Here is a 20,253-nt window from a genome sequence, read left to right as displayed (position 1 = left end):
TCGTCAGCGCGCGCCGGCTTCGGGTTCGCGAAATCGCGTCTCGTCGCACGCCGTGTCGGCGACGGTTCTGCCGGGCAGGGCAACGATCGCGTCGGTCAGGCGATGCAGCCGGCTTGACGCGCCGAACACCGAGGTCAGCTCGCCATGGGCGGCTTCCACATGCCGTTCGATCCGATGCTCAACCGAGGCACGGCCCAGCATCGAGACGATGGTCGACTTGCCGGCGTCCTTATTGACGTCCTTGCCGATCGTGGCGGCGCTCGGGCCGCCATCGAGCAGATCGTCGAGAAGCTGGAAGGCATGGCCGAGTTCGGTGGCAAAGCCGCGCAGATGCGCGCGGGTCGTTTCGCCGGCACCCGCCGCGATCGCGCCGATCTCCACGGCGGCCAGGAACAGCGCCCCGGTCTTGCGGCCGTTGGTGGCCGCGATCTCGTGGAGCGGCCGTTCGGCGCGGCCGCCGCGCAGATCGGCGAACTGGCCACCGACGAGGCCTTCGACGCCGACGGCGCGGGTCAGCACCGTCACCGCCTCGAGCCGCGCGGCCGGCGACAGGCCCTCTACCCTGGCGAGCATCTCATAGGCGCCGGACAGGATGGCGATCGCCGACAGGACGGCGACATCCTCGCCGTGGGTGACATGGGCGGCCGGTCTGCCACGACGCATCGTGGCGTCGTCCATGCAGGGCAGGTCGTCGAGAATCAGCGAGGAGGCATGTACCATCTCCACGGCGCAGCCCGCATCGATCGCCACGCCCTCGTCGCCGCCGAGATCGCCCGCCGTCAGCGCCGCCATCATCGGCCGCAGGCGCTTGCCGGGCGCCAGCACGCTTTCGCGGATCGCCAGGTCGAGCCCGGTCTGGCCGGGCAGGGCGCGGGGCACCAGCACCGCCAGCCGCGCGTCGATCCTGGCGATCAGGGCGGCAGCCTCGGTCCTGAAGCCGTCGGTTTCATTGCACGTCATGCCGGGAGGGTCGCCTTCGGTTCTGGCATTTTGTCACGGGTCATTCGCTACACGTGACGTTGCAACTGATGCTAACACGATCATTGGCAAACGCGACGACCGGGGAGCGTCCGGTTTCGCAATCTGCGACGATAGGACATAGGGTTACGTGAGCGTCTCAGGAGACACACCGGCCGCCGGCGACATCGCCGTGCGCAAGAGCGATCATCTCGACATCGTGCTGCATCCCTCGCTGGCGGCGCGGCGGGCCGACAGCGGCCTGTCGCAGATCGTCTTCGAACATGTCGCGCTGCCGGAGATCTCGCTGGCCGAGATCGACCTGTCGACGCAGTTTCTCGGCCGCCGGCTCGCAGCGCCGCTGCTGATCTCGTCGATGACCGGCGGGCCGGAACGGGCGGCGCGCATCAACAGCAATCTCGCCGAGGCGGCACAGGCACTCGGCATCGCTTTTGCGGTCGGCTCGCAGCGCATCGCCATCGAGGGCCGCGCCTCGGGCGGGCTCGACCGGCAGTTGCGCGATGCGGCGCCGGACGTGCCGATCCTCGCCAATGTCGGCGCGGCGCAACTGGTGCTCGGCTACGGCCTGGCGGAGGTGCGGCGGGCCGTGGACATGATCGATGCCGACGCGCTGATCGTGCATCTCAACCCGCTGCAGGAGGCGGTGCAGTCGGGCGGCGACACGAACTGGCGCGGTGTCCTCGCTGCCATCGCCGAGCTGGCGCGCACGCTGCCGGTGCCGATCGTGGTCAAGGAAGTCGGGGCCGGCATTTCGGCGACGGTCGCGCTGCGGCTGGTCGATGCGGGCGTCCACGCCATCGACGTTGCCGGCGCCGGCGGCACGAGCTGGGCCGCCGTCGAGGCCGAGCGCTCGCCGGACCCGGCGCAGCGCGCGACGGCGCTGGCCTTCTCCGACTGGGGCATCTCGACGGCAAGGGCGATCGTCGACGTGCGGGCCGCCTGTCCGCAGACCGTGGTCATCGGCTCGGGCGGTATCCGCGACGGGCTGGACGCCGCCAAGGCGATCCGCCTCGGCGCCGATCTCGCCGGCCAGGCCGCCGCCTCGCTCGGCAGCGCGGACGCCTCGCCGGAAGCCGCCGTGGCGCATTTCCAGCAGGTGATCGCGCAATTGCGGATCGCCTGCTTCTGCACCGGATCGGCCGATCTGGCGGCGCTGCGGCGCGCAACGCTGCTGCAGCCCGCGAGCCCGGGCTCGTTCTGACCTGCGGGTCTTACGCGGGGGACGACGCCCCTGCGGTCTCGCCTGTTGCGTGCGGTGAAGCCGCATCGCCGGCGTCGGCCGGATAGAGCCGGTCGAGCAGCGGCAGATAGCTGGCACCGCGCTGCATCAGGAAATTCTTGAAGGCGATGTCGGCGGGCGCCGGTATGCGCTCCTTGCGGCTGACGGCGAACCATTGCCGGCGGATCGGCATGTGCGACACGTCGAGGATCGCCAGCCGTCCGGTCTCCACCTCGAAGGCGATGGTGTGGGCCGAAATGAAGGCGATGCCGAGACCGGCCATCACCGCCTGCTTGATGGTCTCGTTGGAGCCCATCTCGGCCGTGCGCGTCTCCAGCGCGTCGGGATGGTCGCCGAAGAAGATCGCCAGTGCCGCGCGCGTGCCTGAGCCGGGCTCGCGGATGATGATGGTCTCTTCGAGCAGGCGCTCGCGGGTGATCTCGCGGGCGGTGGCCAGGGGATGGTCGGGCGGCGCGATCATCACCAGCGGATGGTCGCCGAACACCGTCGCTTCGATCGGGAACTCCACCGGCGGGCGCCCCATCAGGGCGATGTCCAGCCGGTAGGCGCGCAATTGCTCGATGATCTCCAGCCGGTTGCCGACGATCAGCCTGATCTCGATGTCGGGATAGTCGCGCCGAAAGGCGGCGATCAGCCGGGGCGCGAAATATTTCGCGGTGGAGACCACACCGAGCCGGATGGTGCCCGACCTCACGCCCTTGATCGCCTGGATCTCGTCGGAGAGCGCGCGCAGGGTCGTCTCGATGGCGTTGGCCGAGCCCAGAACCGCGGCGCCGGCGGCGGTGAGGCGCATGCCGTCATTCGTGCGGTCGAACAGCGCCAGGCCGAAATCGTCCTCCAGCTGCTTCACCTGCAGGGTCACGGCCGGCGGGGTCAGACCCAACTGGCGCGCAGCCGCGGCGATGGTACGGTGCTCGTTGATCGCCTGGATCGATCGCAACTGGCGCAGTGTCAGGGTTCGCATGCCCTCTTCTAAAAGAACTTACTGATGCCGTAAAGAGAATGAATTTTACTTATGCGCTCGCAGAATCCACCATCCACCCATAGACGAGTGGACGGAGCCGAAGCGCTCGACGCCACTCAGGAGGAATGCATGTCATCGTCTCTCGACGCACATCTGGGATCCGAATGCGGGTCCGACCCGATCGGCCGGCAGGTCGCCGATACCATTCGCCAGCTGTGCGCCGCCTCGATCAAGCTTCGCAACACGATCATCGCGGGGGGCGTCGAAGCCCGGTCCGGCGGCGGCGACACCAATGCCGGCGGCGACGTGCAGAAGCCGCTCGACATCGTCGCCGACCAGATGTTCCTCGATGCCGCCAAGGCCTCGGCGATCGCCGTCTACGGCTCGGAGGAGCAGGACGCCGCGGTGGTGATCGACCCGGCCGCGCCGCTGGCCCTGGCCATCGACCCGCTGGACGGCTCGTCCAACATCGACACCAATGTCTCGATCGGCACGATCTTCTCGCTTTTGCCGGTGGGCGAGGAGCATCGCTCCGATCCGACCAGCGCGCTGCTGCAGCCGGGCAACCGGCAGCTTGCCGCCGGCTTCTTCATCTACGGGCCGCAGCTCCTGCTGGTGCTGTCGGTCGGCAAGGGAACGCGGGTGTTCCTGTTCTCGCCGAGCTTCGGCGGCTTCGTCGAGCATATCGGCTCGGTGGCGATCCCCGAGGAGACCAGCGAGTTCGCCACCAATGCCGCGAACTACCGCCACTGGGACCCGCAGATCCGCAGCTATATCGACGACTGCCTGGCCGGCGAGGAAGGCCCGCGCGAGCGCAATTTCAACATGCGCTGGATCGCCTCGATGGTGGCCGACTGCTACCGCATCTTCGTGCGCGGCGGCATCTTCCTGTATCTGGGCGACGGCCGGAAGGGCTACACCGAGGGGCGCCTGCGCCTCGTCTACGAGGCCAATCCTGTCGCCTTCTGCGTCGAGCAGGCCGGTGGCGCCGCCACCGACGGCTCGTCGCGCATTCTCGACATCGTGCCGCGTGACCTGCATGCGCGCACGCCGCTGGTCTTCGGCTCGAAGCACGAGGTGGACCGCGTCGCCCGCTACGTGGCCGATCCGTCGGCGTTGACCGATCGCTCGCCGCTGTTCGGCAAACGCAGCCTGTTCAGGACCTAGGCAGGAGGAATGGCCCGGCGCGAGGGAGCGTGTCGGGCCGGGGGGGAGGACATCGCATGTCGACCAAGCATCCGATCATCGCGATCACCGGTTCGTCCGGAGCGGGCACGACGTCGGTCAAGAACATCTTCGACCAGATCTTCCGCCGCGAGCACGTCAAGGCGGCCTATATCGAGGGAGACGCGTTCCATCGCTACGACCGCCAGGCGATGAAGGAGAAGATGGCCGAGGAGGAGCGGAACGGAAACCGCAACTTCTCCCATTTCAGCCCCGAGGCGAACATTCTCGACAGGCTGCAGGAGGTGTTCTCGGAGTTCGGTCGCAAGGGGCGTGGCCAGACCCGGCACTACATCCACGACGAGGCGGAAGCGAAGATCTACGGCAGCGCGCCGGGCACCTTCTCGCAGTGGAGTTCGCTTGGCGAGGAGTCCGACCTACTTTTCTACGAGGGCCTGCATGGCTGCGTGAAGACCGATACAGTCGATCTCGCGCCGCTGGCCGACCTGAAGATCGGCGTGGTGCCCGTCATCAATCTGGAGTGGATCCAGAAGATCCACCGGGACAAGGCCAGCCGGGGCTATTCGACGGATGCGGTGATGGACGTCATCCTGCGTCGGATGCCCGACTACGTGAAATACATCTGCCCGCAATTCGCGCGGACCGATATCAACTTTCAACGGGTGCCCATCGTCGATACATCCGATCCGTTCATCGCTCGCTGGATTCCGACGGCCGACGAGTCGATGATCGTCATTCGCTTCGCCAACCCGCGCGGGATAGACTTTCCGTATCTGCTCTCGATGATCCACGGCAGTTTCATGTCCCGCGCCAACTCCATCGTCGCGCCTGGCAACAAGCTCGACATCGCCATGCAACTGATCCTGACGCCGCTGATCCTGCAGCTGATGGAAAGACGCCGACGGGCCTCCTGAGGCCTTCGACGAAAGGAATGCAAACCATGTCTTCGACCGCGAAACCATCGCCCGAAACCACCGACCGCAATCCCCGCGACATGGCCAACGCCATCCGCGCCCTCGCCATGGACGCCGTGCAGCGGGCGAAGTCCGGTCATCCCGGCATGCCGATGGGCATGGCCGACGTCGCCACCGTCCTGTTCCAGAAGTTCATCAACATCGACCCGTCGCGCCCCGACTGGCCGGACCGCGACCGCTTCGTCCTGTCGGCCGGGCACGGCTCGATGCTGCTCTACGCACTGCACCATCTGGTCGGCTATGCCGACATGGACATCGAGCAGCTGAAGAATTTCCGCCAGCTCGGCAGCCGCACCGCCGGCCATCCCGAATACGGCCACGCGCTGGGCATCGAGACGACCACCGGGCCGCTCGGCCAGGGCCTGTCCACCGCCGTCGGCATGGCGCTCGCCGAGCGCATGATGCATGCCCGTTTCGGCGGTGATCTCGTCGACCACTACACCTACACCATCGTCGGCGACGGCTGCCTGATGGAGGGCATCAGCCATGAGGCCATCGATCTGGCCGGCACGCTGAAGCTGTCCAAGCTCGTGGTCCTGTGGGACGACAACGGCATCTCCATCGACGGCAAGGTCGACATCGCCACCGCCACCGACCAGATCGCCCGCTTCAAGGCGGCCGGCTGGAACACCTGGGCCGTCGACGGCCACGACGCGGACGCCGTCGAGGCGGCGATCGCCGAGGCGCGCAAGAGCGACAAGCCGGCCTTTATCGCCTGCAAGACCATCATCGGCTACGGCGCGCCCAATCGCGGCGGCACCGCCAAGGCTCATGGCGAGGCACTGGGCGACGAGGAGATCGCGCTGGCCCGCGAGCAGCTGGTCTGGAAGTCCGAGCCCTTCGAGCTGCCCGAGGCGGTCGTCAAGGGCTGGCGCGAGGTCGGCACCCGCGGCCGCGAGGCTCGCGAGATCTGGGAGAAGCGGCTGGCGTCGAGCGCCGATCGCGAGCGCTTCCAGTCCGCCGTCGCCACCACGCTGCCGTCGGGCCTGGCCGGTGAGCTCGCCTCCTTCCGGCAGGCCCTGTCGGCCGACGCGCCGAAGGTCGCCACCCGCAAGGCGTCCGAGATGGCGCTGGAGGTCATCAACCGCGTCACCGACATGACCATCGGCGGTTCGGCCGATCTGACCGGCTCCAACAACACCCTGACCAAGGGCATGCAGTCGATCACCCCGGACGACTTCTCCGGCCGCTACATCCATTACGGCGTGCGCGAGCACGGCATGGCCGCGGCGATGAACGGTCTGGCCCTGCATGGCGGCTTCGTGCCCTATGGCGGCACGTTCCTGGTCTTCGCCGACTATGCCCGCGGGGCGATCCGCCTGTCGGCGCTGATGGGGCTGCGCGTCGTCTACGTGCTGACCCACGATTCCATCGGGCTTGGCGAGGACGGCCCGACCCATCAGCCGATTGAGCATCTGGCGATGCTGCGGGCGACGCCGAACCTCCTGGTGTTCCGTCCGGCCGACGCGATCGAGACCGCCGAGTGCTGGGAAATCGCGCTGACCGAGCGCCATCGCCCGTCGGTGCTCGCGCTGACCCGCCAGGGCCTGCCGACGGTGCGTGCCGGCGATGTCGGCGAGAACCGCTCGGCCCGCGGCGGCTACGTGCTGAAGGAGGCCGACGGCCCGCGCGACGTGACCATCATGGCCACCGGTTCGGAAGTCGAGATCGCGCTCGCCGCGGCCAAGACGCTGGCCGAATCCGGCAAGCAGGCGGCGGTGCTGTCGATGCCCTGCCTCGATCTCTTCGAGGAGCAGGACGAGGCCTACCGCAAGTCGGTTCTCGGCACGGCGCCGCGCATCGCCATCGAGGCGGCCGCCCGGCTCGGCTGGGATCGCTGGATCGGCGAGAATGGCCGCTTCATCGGCATGACCGGCTTCGGCGCCTCGGCACCCGCGCCGCAGCTCTACGAGAAGTTCGGCATCACGCCGCAGGCCGTGGTCGACGCGGCGCTGGAGATCGCGTGATGGCACCGGACCGGTTCAGGAGGGACATCTAGACATGGCAAAGATCACACTTCGCCAGCTTCTCGATCACGCCGCCGAGAACGGCTACGGCGTGCCTGCCTTCAACATCAACAACATGGAGCAGGGTCTGGCGATCATGGAGGCGGCGGCGAAAAGCGACGCCCCCGTCATCATGCAGGCGTCGCGCGGCGCCCGCTCCTACGCCAAGGACATCATGCTGGAAAAGATGATGGAGGCCCTGGTGGAGATGTTCCCCCAGATCCCGGTCTGCATCCATCAGGACCATGGCAATGACGAGCAGACCTGCCTGACGGCGATCCGCCACGGCTTCACCTCGGTGATGATGGACGGCTCGCTCGAGGCCGACATGAAGACGCCGGCCTCCTACGCGTACAATGTCGCGATCACCGAGCGGGTGACGCGCATGGCGCACTGGGTCGGCGCCTCGGTCGAGGGCGAGCTCGGCGTCCTCGGTTCGCTGGAAAGCGGCGAGGGCGAGAAGGAGGACGGCCACGGCTTCGAGGGCAAGCTGTCGGAAGACCAGCTGCTCACCGATCCGGACCAGGCGGTGGACTTCGTGCGGCAGACCCATGTGGACGCCCTGGCGATTGCCATGGGCACCTCGCACGGCGCCTACAAGTTCACCCGCAAGCCGGACGGCGACATCCTCGCGATGAACATCATCGAGGAGATCCACGCCAAGCTGCCGAACACGCATCTCGTCATGCACGGCTCCTCCTCGGTGCCGGAAGAGCTGCAGGCCATCATCAACCAGTATGGCGGCCGCATGCGCGAGACCTACGGCGTGCCGGTGGACGAGATCGTGCGCGGCATCAAGCACGGCGTGCGCAAGGTCAACATCGACACCGACTGCCGGATGGCGATGACCGGGCAATTCCGCAAGGTGGCCATGGAGAAGCCGGAGGAGTTCGATCCGCGCAAGTTCATGATCCCCGCCATGGACGCGCTCAAGACCCTCTGCCTCGACCGCTACGAGCGCTTCGGCTGTGCTGGCCAGGCCTCGAAGATCCGCGTATTGTCGCTCGACGCGATGGCCGCCCGCTATGCCGGCGGCGAACTCGACCCGCGCATCGAAGCGCACGCCGCCGCCGCCTGAGGCGACAACTCTCCCGGCCGGTAACTTAACCGGCCGGGCCCTGCGGCACCGAAACTGACAGCATTGCCTGAATGGACGGCGCGAACCCCTTTCGCGCCGAAGGGAGACGCTTGTCCGAAATTCGCCGGAAACGGCGCTGCGGACGCAACCGGGATCAACGAAGGAGGACCGTCATGGATCAGGGCTCGCAGACCATCAAGGGCAAGGACCGCTACAAGTCCGGTGTCATGGAATACCGCAAGATGGGCTATTGGGAGCCCGACTACGAACCCAAGGAAACGGACGTCATCGCCTGTTTCCGGATCACGCCCCAGGACGGCGTCGACCCGATCGAGGCGGCGGCGGCGGTGGCCGGCGAATCCTCCACCGCGACCTGGACCGTCGTGTGGACCGACCGGCTGACGGCGGCCGAGAAGTACCGGGCCAAGGCCTACCGCGTCGACCAGGTGCCGAACACCGACGACCAGTATTTCGCCTATATCGCCTACGATCTCGACCTGTTCGAGAACGGCTCGATCGCCAATCTGACGGCCTCGATCATCGGCAATGTCTTCGGCTTCAAGCCGCTGAAGGGCCTGCGGCTGGAGGACATGCGGCTGCCCACCGCCTATGTGAAGACCTTCCAGGGGCCGGCGACGGGCATCGTCGTCGAGCGCGAACGGCTCGACAAGTTCGGCCGGCCACTGCTCGGCGCGACGGTGAAGCCCAAGCTCGGCCTGTCGGGCCGCAATTACGGCCGCGTGGTCTACGAGGCGCTGAAGGGCGGGCTCGACTTCACCAAGGACGACGAGAACATCAACTCGCAGCCCTTCATGGATTGGCGCGAGCGGTTTCTCTACTGCATGGAGGCGGTGAACAAGGCCCAGGCTGCCACCGGCGAGATCAAGGGCACCTATCTCAACGTGACCGCCGCCACCATGGAGGACATGTACGAGCGCGCCGAGTTCGCCAGGGACCTCGGCTCCAACATCATCATGATCGACCTCGTCATCGGCTGGACCGCCATGCAGTCCATGGCCAAATGGGCGCGGCGCAACAACATGATCCTGCATCTGCACCGGGCGGGCCACTCGACCTATACCCGCCAGAAGACCCACGGCGTGTCGTTCCGGGTGATCGCCAAGTGGGCGCGGCTGGCCGGTGTCGACCACATCCATGCCGGCACGGTCGTCGGCAAGCTGGAGGGCGATCCAGCGACGACCAAGGGCTATTACGACATCTGCCGGGACGAGTTCACCCACCAGAAGCTCGAGAACGGCATCTTCTTCGACCAGCCCTGGGCCTCGCTCAACAAGATGATGCCGGTGGCCTCGGGCGGCATCCATGCCGGCCAGATGCACCAGCTCCTTGATCTTCTCGGCGAGGACACCGTGCTGCAGTTCGGCGGCGGCACGATCGGCCATCCCATGGGCATCGCCGCCGGCGCGACCGCCAACCGGGTGGCGCTGGAATGCATGGTTCTTGCCCGCAACGAGGGCCGGGACATCGTCAATGAGGGACCGGAGATCCTGCAGGAGGCGGCGCGAAGCTGCACGCCGCTGCAGCAGGCGCTCGAGACGTGGAAGGACGTGACCTTCAACTACACCTCGACCGATTCCCCCGACTACGCGGTGACGGCGACGGCCTCGGCCTGATCCATCCCGCGTCAGGACGGGGCGAGCCTCCCAACGCCCCGTCCTCCCCATCGTTCGAACCCGGACGGCGCGGCTTGCGAAGCTCGGCGCCGCAACCCGAAGAGGATATCGACCATGCGCATCACCCAAGGGGCCTTCTCGTTCCTGCCCGACCTCACCGACACGCAGATCACCGCGCAGATCCAGTACTGCCTCGACAATGGCTGGGCGGTGAATCTGGAGCACACCGACGACCCGCATCCCCGCAACACCTACTGGGACATGTGGGGCCACCCGATGTTCGACATCGCCGATGCGGCCGGCGTGATGATGGAATTCACCGAGTGCCGCAAGGTCCATGGCGACCGCTACATCCGCATGTCGGCCTTCGATTCCACCGCGGGCTGGGAGTCGGTGAAGCTGTCCTTCATCGTCAACCGGCCGGCCAACGAGCCGGGCTTCCGGCTTCGCCGCTCGGAAATGGAAGGCCGCACCATCCGCTACACGACGGAATCCTACGCTGCCGACAGGCCGGAAGGCGCCCGCTACGCCGAGTAGCCGTCGGGTTGAGCCGCTCCCTCTCCCGGTCGGAAGAGGGCGGATGCGGGCAGAGCAGCAGACGGGGAGGGCGGCTTCGCCCGCCCTTCCAGCCTGTGACCGCTGCGTGATGGATGGAGGAGCAGGACGATGGATGCAGAATCCGAGACCCAGGACGCGCCGGGCGAGGACACGCCCACGGCCATCGATCTTCGGCAGGAATATCGCGATGCCGGCGTGGCCGATGTTCTGGACGAGCTCGACCGCGAACTGATCGGCCTGGCGCCGGTCAAGAAGCGCATTCGCGAGACGGCGGCGCTGCTGCTCGTCGAGCGGGCCCGCAAGCGGCTGGGGCTGGCCCACGACACGCCGACGCTGCACATGAGCTTCACCGGCAATCCCGGCACCGGCAAGACCACGGTGGCGATGAAGATGGCGAACCTCCTCCACCGCCTCGGCTATATCCGCAAGGGGCATCTGGTGTCGGTGACCCGCGACGATCTGGTCGGCCAGTATATCGGCCATACGGCGCCGAAGACCCGCGACATCCTGAAGAAGGCAATGGGCGGCGTCCTGTTCATCGACGAGGCCTATTATCTCTACCGGCCGGAGAACGAGCGCGACTACGGTCAGGAGGCGATCGAGATCCTGCTGCAGGTGATGGAGAACCAGCGCGACGACCTCGTGGTGATCCTCGCCGGCTATGCCGACCGGATGGACACCTTCTTCGCGAGCAATCCCGGCTTCCGGTCGCGCATCGCCCACCACATCGACTTTCCGGACTATTCCGACGACGAGTTGCTGGAGATCTCGGTCGGCATGCTGGAGCGCCAGAACTACCATCTGACCGGGGACGCGAAGGCCGTTCTCGCCCGCTATATCGCGCGGCGGCGGGCGCAGCCGCATTTCGCCAATGCCCGCTCGATCCGCAACGCCCTCGACCGGGCGCGGCTGCGCCAGGCCAACCGATTGTTCGAACTGGATGGCGGGCCCTTGAACGCGGAGGCGCTTTCGCGCATCGAAGCAGCCGACATCGCCGCCAGCCGCGTCTTCGCCGGCGCGAACCCGGAACCGGCCTCGGCGCCGGGCTGACAGAACAGGCAGGAGATTGAAATGGCCAAGCCCGTCATCATCGCCCCCTCGATCCTCTCGGCGGATTTCGCGCGCCTCGGCGAAGAGGTGGCGGCCGTCGACCAGGCCGGGGCGGACTGGATCCATCTCGACGTGATGGACGGGCATTTCGTGCCGAACATCACCTTCGGCCCGCCGGTCATCAAGGCGGTGCGCGGCGCCTCGCAGAAGATCTTCGACTGCCATCTGATGATCGAGCCGTGCGATCCGTATCTGGAAGCCTTCGCCGAAGCCGGCTGCGACTACATTACCGTCCATGCCGAGGCGACGAAGCATCTCGACCGGTCGCTCCAGGCGATCCGCAATCTCGGCAAGAAGGCCGGCGTCTCGCTCAACCCGTCGACCCCCGAGGACGTCATCGCCTATGTGCTCGACCGGCTCGACCTAGTGCTCTTGATGACCGTCAATCCGGGCTTCGGCGGCCAGGCCTTCATTCCTTCAGTCGTGGAGAAGGTGCGGCGGGTGAAGGCGATGATCGGCGACCGCGACATCCATATCGAGATCGACGGCGGCGTGACGCCGGAGACGGCGCCGCTGGTGGTCGAGGCCGGCGCGAACGTTCTGGTCGCCGGATCGGCGGTGTTCAAGGGCGGCACGCCCGAGCATTACCGCGCCAATATCGCGGCAATCCGCGCGGCGGGGACCGGGGCCGTCGCCGCCTGAGCGGACGGCGAACGGAGCGAGTTGCTCCGACTGCCAGCGTCGTTAGCCGGACAGTGATTTCGGCGGCATTAGCAAGGGAACCGACAGGAATATTCTCTCGTTCCGTCCTTGGCTATATCCGGGATGGAGAGTTGATGATGCCTGTTCAGAAGCTGAGAAACGGAACCGGGCGGACGCGGCACCTCGACAATCTCGTCGATGTGACCGAAATCCTGCAGGTCGATATCGCCAGGCGGGAGATCACGGTTCGCGATGCCGAAGGCCCGCGGATCGTTCCGGTGCGCGAGAGCTTCTTCATGCGCTCGATCCCGCGACCGGGCGACGTCCTGATCGCCTATGCCGACGGCCATCTGTCCCATGCGCGGACCTGGCCGAAGCCAATCGCCAATTCGAACCTGGTGCCGCCGGTGCAGCAGCTCGAGCGGGTCGCCCGGGTCTGACACTCGGAACATTGCAGCGCTTCCCGCCATAAGCAGGAAGCGCCGACTTCTCTTCTCAGACCAGCTGGCCCGGATAGTTCGGGCTCTCGCGGGTGATGGTCACGTCATGGGCGTGGCTCTCGCGCAGGCCCGCATTGGAGATGCGCACGAAGCGCGCATCGCGCCGGAAGTCCTCCAGCGTCGCCGCCCCGACATAGCCCATGGCCGCACGCAGGCCGCCGGTCAGCTGATGCAGCACGGCCGCGACCTGTCCCTTGTAGGCGACCTGTCCCTCGATGCCCTCGGGCACCAGCTTCAGCGTGTCGCGCACTTCCGCCTGGAAGTAGCGGTCGGCCGAGCCGCGCGCCATCGCACCGACCGACCCCATGCCGCGATAGGCTTTGTAGGAGCGGCCCTGGTGCAGGTAGATCTCGCCGGGGCTCTCGTCGGTGCCGGCCAGCAGCGAGCCGATCATCGCGGCCGACGCACCGGCGGCCAGCGCCTTGGCCAGATCGCCCGAGAACTTGATGCCGCCATCGGCGATGACCGGGATGCCGGCCTTGTCGGCTTCCTCGGCGGCGCCCATGATGGCGGAGAGCTGCGGCATGCCGACGCCGGCGACGATGCGGGTGGTGCAGATCGAGCCGGGGCCGATGCCCACCTTGACGCCGTCGGCGCCCGCGTCGATCAGCGCCTTGGTGCCGTCCGGGGTCGCCACGTTGCCGGCGAGGATCTGGACCTCGTTGGACATGCGCTTCACCCGCGCGACGGCGTCCAGCACCTTCTGGGAATGGCCGTGGGCGGTGTCGATGACGAGCAGGTCGATGCCGGCGTCGATCAGACGCTCGGCGCGCTCGAAGCCGTCGTCGCCGACGCTGGTGGCCGCCGCTGCGAGCAGCCGCCCATGGGCGTCCTTCGAGGCGCTCGGATTGAGCTGCGACTTCTCGATGTCCTTGACGGTGATCAGCCCGATGCAATGGTGCTGGTCGTCGACGACCAGCAGCTTCTCGATGCGGTGATGATGCAGAAGCCGCTTGGCCTCGTCCTGATCGACATTGTCGCGGACCGTGATCAGCTTTTCCTTGGTCATCAGCTCGTGGATCGGCTGGCGATCGTCGGAGGCGAAGCGCACGTCGCGATTGGTCAGGATGCCGACCAGCCTGCCGCGGTTCTGGCCGCCCGAACCGCCATTCTCGACGACCGGAATGCCGGAGATGTTGTGCTGGGTCATCAGCGCGCGGGCATCGCCCAGCGTCGCGTCCGGGCCGATGGTGACCGGATTGACCACCATGCCGCTTTCGAACTTCTTTACCTGGCGGACCTCCTCGGCCTGCTCGACCGGGGTGAGGTTGCGGTGGATGACGCCGATGCCGCCGGCCTGCGCCATCGCAATGGCCAGCCGCGCCTCGGTGACCGTGTCCATCGCCGCCGACAGGATCGGGATGTTGAGCTTCAGCGTGCGGGTGATTGCCGTGCGCACGTCGACCTGGCCCGGCATGACTTCCGAATGCCCCGGCTGCAGCAGGACGTCGTCGAAAGTCAGTGCTGTGCCGCCGGTTGCGGTGTCGATGATGCGGGCCATGCCAGTCCTCTTGAACGATGCGTCCGCCGGCAGGAGCGCGAGTCGGCGGGAGAAGGATTGGCAAGGGCTGCTAGCACGCCATCATGACATTGGAAAGCGGGGCTGACATTCGGCGCCCCCGTCCGCTTGACGCAGTGTGCCGGCTCTGGGAGATGGTCGTAAGGACAGCTTAGGAACGGTATCTTCCAGACATGACCATCGGACAATTCCGCGCATTGGGGCTGGCGGCCCTGATGATTCTGGCGCTCGGCGCCGAAGCACATGCTGCCACTTGCAAGTCTTATCGAAGCTGCCGCGAGGCCGTGATCGCATGGTGCGCCGGCCAGCATCCGCGGGCCGACGGGGACAATGACGGCATCCCTTGCGAGAATGTCTGCCGGTCGCGTGCCGATGTCGTGGCGATCATGGCCGAGATCGGCTGTTCGCGCTGATTCTGAGCAAGAAAGATTAGGGCGGAGCCGATGGCTCCGCCCCGGTCTGGAAACGTCGGATCGCCGATCAGGCGTCCGCGTCGACATCCAGCTGGTAGGTTTCGGGGATGAACCGGTAGCCGCCGCCGTCCAGCTTTTCGGCATAGCCGATGGCCGGGAAGGGCATGTGGTAGCCGATGAACGGAATGCGTTCCTCGGCGATCCGGTCGAAGACGCGCTTGCGGGTCGCGGCCGCCGCGTCCTTGTCCTGGTCGAACCTGACCTCCCAGTCCGGCTTCTGCAGCGAAGCGACGAAATGGTTGGCGGTATCGGCCGTCAGCCACAGGCGGCGGTCGCCCGATGCAACCTCGAAGATCAGGTGGCCGGGGGTGTGGCCGAAAGCTTCCATGGCGGTGATGCCGGACACCACCTCGTCACCCTCGGCGACGAAGGTCATCTTGTTCTTCAGCGGCACGACCATCTGTTCGACCAGCTTGGCGCCGCCGGCGCGATCGCCGTTTTTGGCCTCGTCCGACGTCCACCAATCGAACTCGGTCTGGCCGGCGACATAGCGGGCATTGCGGAAGGTCGGCTCGCCGCCGGTCATCAGGCCCTGGATGTGGTCGCCGTGGAAATGCGTCAGGACCACGATGGTGACGTCGTCGGGGCCGTAGCCGGCTTCCGCCATCCGCTCGACCAGCTTGCCGAAACCGTTCTCCTTGCCGGATTCGCCGAAGCCGGTGTCGAAGAGGACAAGATTGTCGTCGAGTTCGACGAGCACCGGCGTGAAGCCGTTCACGAACTGGGTCTCGGGCAGATAGTTTGCCCGCATCAGTTCGGCCATCGCCTCCTGGCTCTGGTCGGCGCCGAAGGTCGGGTAGGGGCCTTCGCCGGGCCGCAGCCCGTCGAGGATCGTGGTGATGCGGGCATCGCCGAGTTCGATCCGGTGCCAGCCCGGCGACGGCATGCGCGCCCGTTCGCTGGCAGCTTCGGCGGCCGTCGACTGGTCCTGCGCATGGGCGGCGCGGCCCTGCATGATGCCGGTCATGGCCGCGCCGCCGGCGGCCGCGAGTTGCAGGGCGGTGCGGCGGCTGAAGAGAGATCGTGCATCGGTGGGCTTGCTCATGGAAACCTCGTATCGTCGAAGATCGGAATGAGAATGGGTGCACGAATGCCAAGTGGCCCGTCAAAGACGGCCGGCAACCATTCGCACGGCTTGTTGAAGAGGCGCCGGGCGAACGGGCTGCCATTTCGCCGGCTTCGGCCTATGTCTTCCCAGCGTCCCTAAGCCCGCCTTACCCATACCCCGAGGACCGCAGTTGAACCGCATCGTTCCGGTCGTGCTCGCCGTCGCGCTGTTCATGGAGAACATGGACTCGACGGTTATCGCGACCTCGCTTCCGGCGATCGCCGCAGACATCGGCACGAGCCCGATCGCGCTCAAGCTCGCCCTGACCAGCTATTACGTCTCGCTGGCGGTGTTCATCCCGATCTCCGGGCGGATCGCCGATCACTGGGGGCCGAAGCTCGTCTTCCGGCTGGCGATCGCGGTGTTCGTCGTCGGATCGCTCGCCTGCGCCATGGCGGATTCGCTCGGTGCCTTCGTGGTCGCCCGTTTCCTGCAGGGCATGGGCGGGGCGATGATGACGCCGGTCGGGCGGCTGCTGCTGGTGCGGGCCGTGCCGAAATCCGACCTTGTCGGCGCCATGGCCTGGTTCACCATCCCCGCACTGATGGGGCCGCTGATCGGACCGCCGGTGGGCGGCGCCATCGCGACCTATGCCGACTGGCGTTGGATCTTCCTGATCAATCTGCCGATCGGCGTTGTCGGCATCTGGCTGGCCGGGCGGTTCCTGCCCAGGGTCGACCGGGTGTCGGGCGTGCATTTCGACTGGCCCGGTTTCCTCCTGTCCGGCTTTGCCTGCGCCGGCATCGTTTTCGGCCTGTCGGTGGTGTCGCTGCCGGCGCTGCCGCCGGCCTTCGGTGTCGCCATGGCGCTCGCCGGCGCGGTCGCGGCGGGCCTGTTCGTGCGCCATGCGCGCCGCATCGACCAGCCGGTGCTGCGGCTGTCGCTGCTCAGGATCACCACGCTGCGCGCGGCCGTCACCGGCGGTGCGCTGTTCCGCATCGGCTCGGGCGCGGTGCCCTTCCTCCTGCCGCTGATGCTGCAGCTCGGCTTCGGCTATACGCCGCTGGAATCGGGCCTCGTCACCTGCGTTGCCATCGGCGGCGCCATGGCCATGAAGCTCCTGGCCAAGCCGATCCTGCAGCGCTTCGGCTTCCGCACCACGCTGGTCGTGACGACCATCGTCGGCGGCGCGCTGACGGCGGCGCTTGGCCTTTACCGGCCCGACATATCGCTCGCCGTCCTGATCCCGCTGCTGCTCGTCGGCGGGTTCTTCCGCTCGCTGTTCTTCACCTCGATCAACGCGCTGGCCTTTGCCGACGTGCCGCGCGAATCGACGGGCGACGCCACGGCGATGATGGGCGCACTGCAGCAGGTGGCGATCGCCACGGGCGTCGCGCTGGCCGGAGCTGTCCTCGAGATCGGCATGGTGATGTCGGGCCGCGCCATGGCCGCGCCGGTGGATTTCTCCGCCGCCTTCCTTGTCGTCGGGCTGGTCACCATGTCGGCCGCCTTCGCCTTCATCCCGATGGGGCGCGAGGCGGGCAGCGAGGTGTCGGGCCGCCGCGTTCCCGCCGAGTAGGGCGGCGCGGCTCCCGACACGTCAGACAGCTTCAGCCGAGCGGGCCGGCGTCCTCGTCGGCCTGGTCATGGATCCGGGGATCCTCGACCTCGTCGCCCAATTCCTCGGCTTCGGCGCGTTTGCCCTTGAAGCTCTTGGCGAGGATGTAGAGCTCCACCGACCCCTCGCGGGAGGCGGGCGGCTTGACGTGATGGACGCTGACGAAGTGGCGCTTCAGCAGCGTCAGCAATTCGCGCTCGGTGCCGCCCTGGAAGGTCTTGGCGAGAAAGTGCCCGCCCGGCTTCAAGGTGCGGATGGCGAAGTCGGCGGCGACGTCGCAGAGATGCATGGTCCGGATATGATCGGTCGGACGATGGCCGGTGGTCGGCGCGGCCAGATCCGACAGGACGATGTCCGGCGCCTCGCCGAGCGTCTCCATCAGCTTGTCGGGCGCCGCATCGTCGAGGAAGTCCATGAGCAGGATCGTCGCGCCGGCGACCGGTTCGACGGTCAGATAGTCGATGCCGACGACGCGCACGTCCGCGGCCGTCGAGCCGGTGCGATCGACGGCGACCTGGCACCAGCCGCCGGGCGCCGCGCCCAGATCGACAATCCGGTGGCCGGGCTTCAGCAGCTTGTAGCGGTCGTCCATCTCGATCAGCTTGTAGGCCGCGCGCGAGCGGTAGCCGTCGGCCTTGGCGCGCCGCACATAGGGATCGTTGAGCTGGCGCTCGAGCCAGCGCCGGGACGAGAGCTTGAGCCCGCGCTTCTTCTTGACCTTGACGGTCATGCCTCGACTGTCGCTGCGTCCGCCGCTCATGTCCCGGTATTCCTTGTCGGATCCCTGCGGCGCCAGACGCCGTCAGCGACCATCATTTCCATCAAAAGGCCCTCGCGCAGGCCGCGATCGGCCACGCGCAGGGTCGGCGCCGGCCAGACCCTGCGGATTGCCTGCAGGATCGCGCAGCCCGCCAGTACCAGATCGGCGCGATCGCTGCCGATGCAAGGGTTGGCAATGCGTTCCTCGAAGCTCCAGCCGGCAATGCGGGCGACCAGCTCGTCGGCTTCCAGGTCCGTCAGCCAGAGGCCGTCGACCTGGCGCCGGTCGTAGCGCTCCAGCTTCAGATGCACGCCGGCCAGCGTCGTCACCGTGCCGGAAGTGCCGAGAAGGTGGAAACGGTCGGTGCCGACCAGCGCGCCGAGCTTGTCGCGGCCCTTGAAGCCGCGGATCATCTCGACGGTTTCCTGGATCATCGCCTCGAAGATCTCGGGCGTCACGTCGCGGCCGCCATGGCGCTCGGCCAGGGTCACCACGCCGACCGGCAGCGAGGTCCAGGCGACGATCTGCTTCGACAGCCGGCGGGTGTCGCGGCCGCGCAGGTCGAGAAGTGCGATCTCCGACGAGCCGCCGCCGATGTCGAACAGCACCGCGCCGCGGGCCGAGCGCTCGATCAGCGATCCGCAGCCCGACACGGCCAGCCGCGCCTCGGTCTCGCGGGAGACGATCTCCAGTTCCAGCCCGGTCTCGCGCGCCACCTGCTCGATGAATTCGGCACCGTTGGCCGCGGCGCGGCAGGCTTCCGTCGCGATCAGGCGGCAGCGCACGACATCGCGCGCCGACAGCTTCTGGGCGCAGATCGCCAGCGCCGCGATCGCCCGGTCCATGGCGCCGCGCGACAGGCTGCCGGTGCGGCTGAGACCTTCGCCGAGCCGCACGATGCGCGAGAAGGCGTCGATCACCCGGAACTGCCCGGGCCGGGTCGGAATGGCGATCAGGAGCCGGCAATTGTTGGTGCCGAGATCGAGGGCCGCATAGACCGGCGCCCGCCGCACGGGCGGCGGCATCGGCGCGGCAGGAATCGCGGGCGCCGCATGGTCGTTCGCTGCGGGACGGGGGGTGGGCTGACTGAGCGGCGCGGCTGGCGAGCCGGCATCCGCATGGCCCGGCGCGGCCGGTCCGCTGGCCCCGGCAAAGCGCCGCGACCGGCGCCGGCGCGGTTTCCGCCCCGGCTTCGGCCGAGCCGGTGCATCCGCCGGCGCCTCGTTCGCGGCGGTGTCTTCAGGCGCGTCGACGCGCGCCGCTGGTGGGGCCGCGGCGTTCTTGCCAGCCTTGCGCCGTCGCCGCCGCTTGCGCTTGGTCAGCGGCGCACCGTCGACCGTTGCCGGCGTCGCAGAATCAGCTCGTGCGTCCGTCGGCGGCGCATCGGCGGATGCTCCGCGCGGTGCGGCTTCATTCTTGCGGGCGTGCGACGTCGCCGGCTCGCTCGGCCCGGATGTCTCGGACGCAGATGCGCGCTGCCCGGACGCGGCCCGTTGGCCGGGGCGGGTCCCTTCCTGTCGCTGATCCTGCCGTCCGGAGCCGGACGGGCCGCGCGGATCCTTGTCGTCCGACCCGGCTGCGTTGCCGGGTTCAGGGGCATGGCGGTCGTTCAGGGTGTCCGCCGTCCCGCGCTCATGCCCGAGCCGGGTTCCGGCGTCCGGTGCCGAAGCTGGCTCGGCCGCGTTCCGCGCAGGACTGTCGGCGCTGCCGGGCGCCTGCGCCGACGAATGCACGGCCGTGCGGCGTTCCGGACCCGTCGCGGCGTCGGGCGAGGGCGTCTCGGCATGCGGACGATAGGCCGGGGCTCTGGGCCTTCCGGCTGGAATCAACGATGGACGGTTTCTCCCACCGATTTCATGGTCACTCACACTGTCTCTCCGGCGCCGCGCTCGAACGGGCAACGCCTCAGGTTGCTTGGTTAAGGCGAGTGTACCAAGCCGGGGGTGAGGTGCAAGGGCAGGCGAAA

18 protein-coding genes are annotated in these 20,253 nt (G+C 67.6%); 12 read left to right on the top strand and 6 right to left on the bottom strand.

The annotated features are described in order from the left end of the window. Positions 1-3: 3 nt before the first annotated feature. Positions 4-960, bottom strand: a complete 957-nt coding sequence (locus tag N7I30_RS06540) for a polyprenyl synthetase family protein (RefSeq protein WP_498637568.1) — start codon at positions 958-960, stop codon at positions 4-6. 148 nt (positions 961-1,108) lie between these two features. On the opposite strand from N7I30_RS06540, the gene fni reads away from it, so the two are divergent. Then, positions 1,109-2,179 (top strand): type 2 isopentenyl-diphosphate Delta-isomerase, encoded by a 1,071-nt coding sequence (gene fni / locus N7I30_RS06535; RefSeq protein ID WP_498637566.1) that lies wholly within the window; start codon positions 1,109-1,111, stop codon positions 2,177-2,179. A gap of 10 nt (positions 2,180-2,189) precedes the next feature. On the opposite strand, the gene N7I30_RS06530 is transcribed toward fni, so the two are convergent. Then, positions 2,190-3,182: a LysR family transcriptional regulator gene (locus N7I30_RS06530; RefSeq protein WP_498637564.1), complete on the bottom strand. Its 993-nt coding sequence runs from the start codon at positions 3,180-3,182 to the stop codon at positions 2,190-2,192. Between the two features lie 129 nt (positions 3,183-3,311). Between N7I30_RS06530 and N7I30_RS06525 the strand changes: the two genes are divergently transcribed. From N7I30_RS06525 to N7I30_RS06485, 9 genes are all read left to right on the top strand, one after another. Next, positions 3,312-4,349, top strand: coding sequence for a class 1 fructose-bisphosphatase (locus N7I30_RS06525; RefSeq protein WP_187392121.1), 1,038 nt, complete (start codon positions 3,312-3,314; stop codon positions 4,347-4,349). Positions 4,350-4,405: 56 nt separating this feature from the next. Next, positions 4,406-5,281, top strand: a complete 876-nt coding sequence (locus N7I30_RS06520) for a phosphoribulokinase (RefSeq protein ID WP_187392120.1) — start codon at positions 4,406-4,408, stop codon at positions 5,279-5,281. A 26-nt stretch (positions 5,282-5,307) separates the two neighbouring features. Further along, a complete protein-coding gene (gene tkt / locus N7I30_RS06515) occupies positions 5,308-7,308 on the top strand; it encodes a transketolase (protein ID WP_498637562.1) in 2,001 nt (666 codons plus the stop codon). A 34-nt stretch (positions 7,309-7,342) separates the two neighbouring features. Then, on the top strand, positions 7,343-8,425 hold the full coding sequence (fba, locus tag N7I30_RS06510; RefSeq protein WP_188075022.1) for a class II fructose-bisphosphate aldolase: 1,083 nt from the start codon (positions 7,343-7,345) through the stop codon (positions 8,423-8,425). 173 nt (positions 8,426-8,598) lie between these two features. Beyond that, on the top strand, positions 8,599-10,059 hold the full coding sequence (locus N7I30_RS06505) for a form I ribulose bisphosphate carboxylase large subunit (RefSeq protein WP_277026410.1): 1,461 nt from the start codon (positions 8,599-8,601) through the stop codon (positions 10,057-10,059). A 114-nt stretch (positions 10,060-10,173) separates the two neighbouring features. Further along, entirely contained in the window at positions 10,174-10,596 is a 423-nt protein-coding gene (locus N7I30_RS06500; protein ID WP_024349209.1) for a ribulose bisphosphate carboxylase small subunit, read from the top strand. A gap of 129 nt (positions 10,597-10,725) precedes the next feature. After that, positions 10,726-11,667, top strand: a complete 942-nt coding sequence (gene cbbX, locus N7I30_RS06495) for a CbbX protein (RefSeq protein WP_498637559.1) — start codon at positions 10,726-10,728, stop codon at positions 11,665-11,667. Between the two features lie 21 nt (positions 11,668-11,688). Continuing rightward, on the top strand, positions 11,689-12,369 hold the full coding sequence (rpe, locus tag N7I30_RS06490; protein WP_277026404.1) for a ribulose-phosphate 3-epimerase: 681 nt from the start codon (positions 11,689-11,691) through the stop codon (positions 12,367-12,369). 134 nt (positions 12,370-12,503) lie between these two features. Further along, on the top strand, positions 12,504-12,809 hold the full coding sequence (locus N7I30_RS06485; protein WP_498637557.1) for a hypothetical protein: 306 nt from the start codon (positions 12,504-12,506) through the stop codon (positions 12,807-12,809). Positions 12,810-12,864: 55 nt separating this feature from the next. Here the strand turns inward: N7I30_RS06485 and guaB are convergent, their stop codons facing one another. Beyond that, positions 12,865-14,370, bottom strand: a complete 1,506-nt coding sequence (gene guaB, locus N7I30_RS06480) for an IMP dehydrogenase (RefSeq protein ID WP_228238348.1) — start codon at positions 14,368-14,370, stop codon at positions 12,865-12,867. A gap of 191 nt (positions 14,371-14,561) precedes the next feature. Here guaB and N7I30_RS06475 point away from each other — a divergent pair, with 191 nt between their 5' ends. Then, entirely contained in the window at positions 14,562-14,801 is a 240-nt protein-coding gene (locus N7I30_RS06475; protein WP_498637554.1) for an excalibur calcium-binding domain-containing protein, read from the top strand. A 67-nt stretch (positions 14,802-14,868) separates the two neighbouring features. Here N7I30_RS06475 and N7I30_RS06470 read toward each other — a convergent pair whose 3' ends face one another. Then, entirely contained in the window at positions 14,869-15,906 is a 1,038-nt protein-coding gene (locus tag N7I30_RS06470) for an MBL fold metallo-hydrolase (protein WP_498637552.1), read from the bottom strand. Positions 15,907-16,099: 193 nt separating this feature from the next. On the opposite strand from N7I30_RS06470, the gene N7I30_RS06465 reads away from it, so the two are divergent. Next, the gene (locus tag N7I30_RS06465) at positions 16,100-17,488 is read left to right on the top strand and encodes an MFS transporter (RefSeq protein WP_498637551.1); all 1,389 of its coding nucleotides are present in this window, start codon (positions 16,100-16,102) and stop codon (positions 17,486-17,488) included. 31 nt (positions 17,489-17,519) lie between these two features. On the opposite strand, the gene N7I30_RS06460 is transcribed toward N7I30_RS06465, so the two are convergent. Then, entirely contained in the window at positions 17,520-18,287 is a 768-nt protein-coding gene (locus N7I30_RS06460) for an RlmE family RNA methyltransferase (RefSeq protein WP_024349201.1), read from the bottom strand. Continuing rightward, entirely contained in the window at positions 18,284-19,609 is a 1,326-nt protein-coding gene (locus N7I30_RS06455) for a Ppx/GppA phosphatase family protein (protein ID WP_498637835.1), read from the bottom strand. The genes N7I30_RS06460 and N7I30_RS06455 overlap by 4 nt, the downstream gene beginning before the upstream one ends. Between the last annotated feature and the right edge of the window lie 644 nt (positions 19,610-20,253).

It is taken from the genome of Aurantimonas litoralis, from assembly GCF_026153195.1.
In the GTDB taxonomy this organism is placed as follows: Bacteria; Pseudomonadota; Alphaproteobacteria; order Rhizobiales; family Rhizobiaceae; genus Aurantimonas; species Aurantimonas coralicida.
This window is presented reverse-complemented; position numbering and strand designations above follow the sequence as displayed.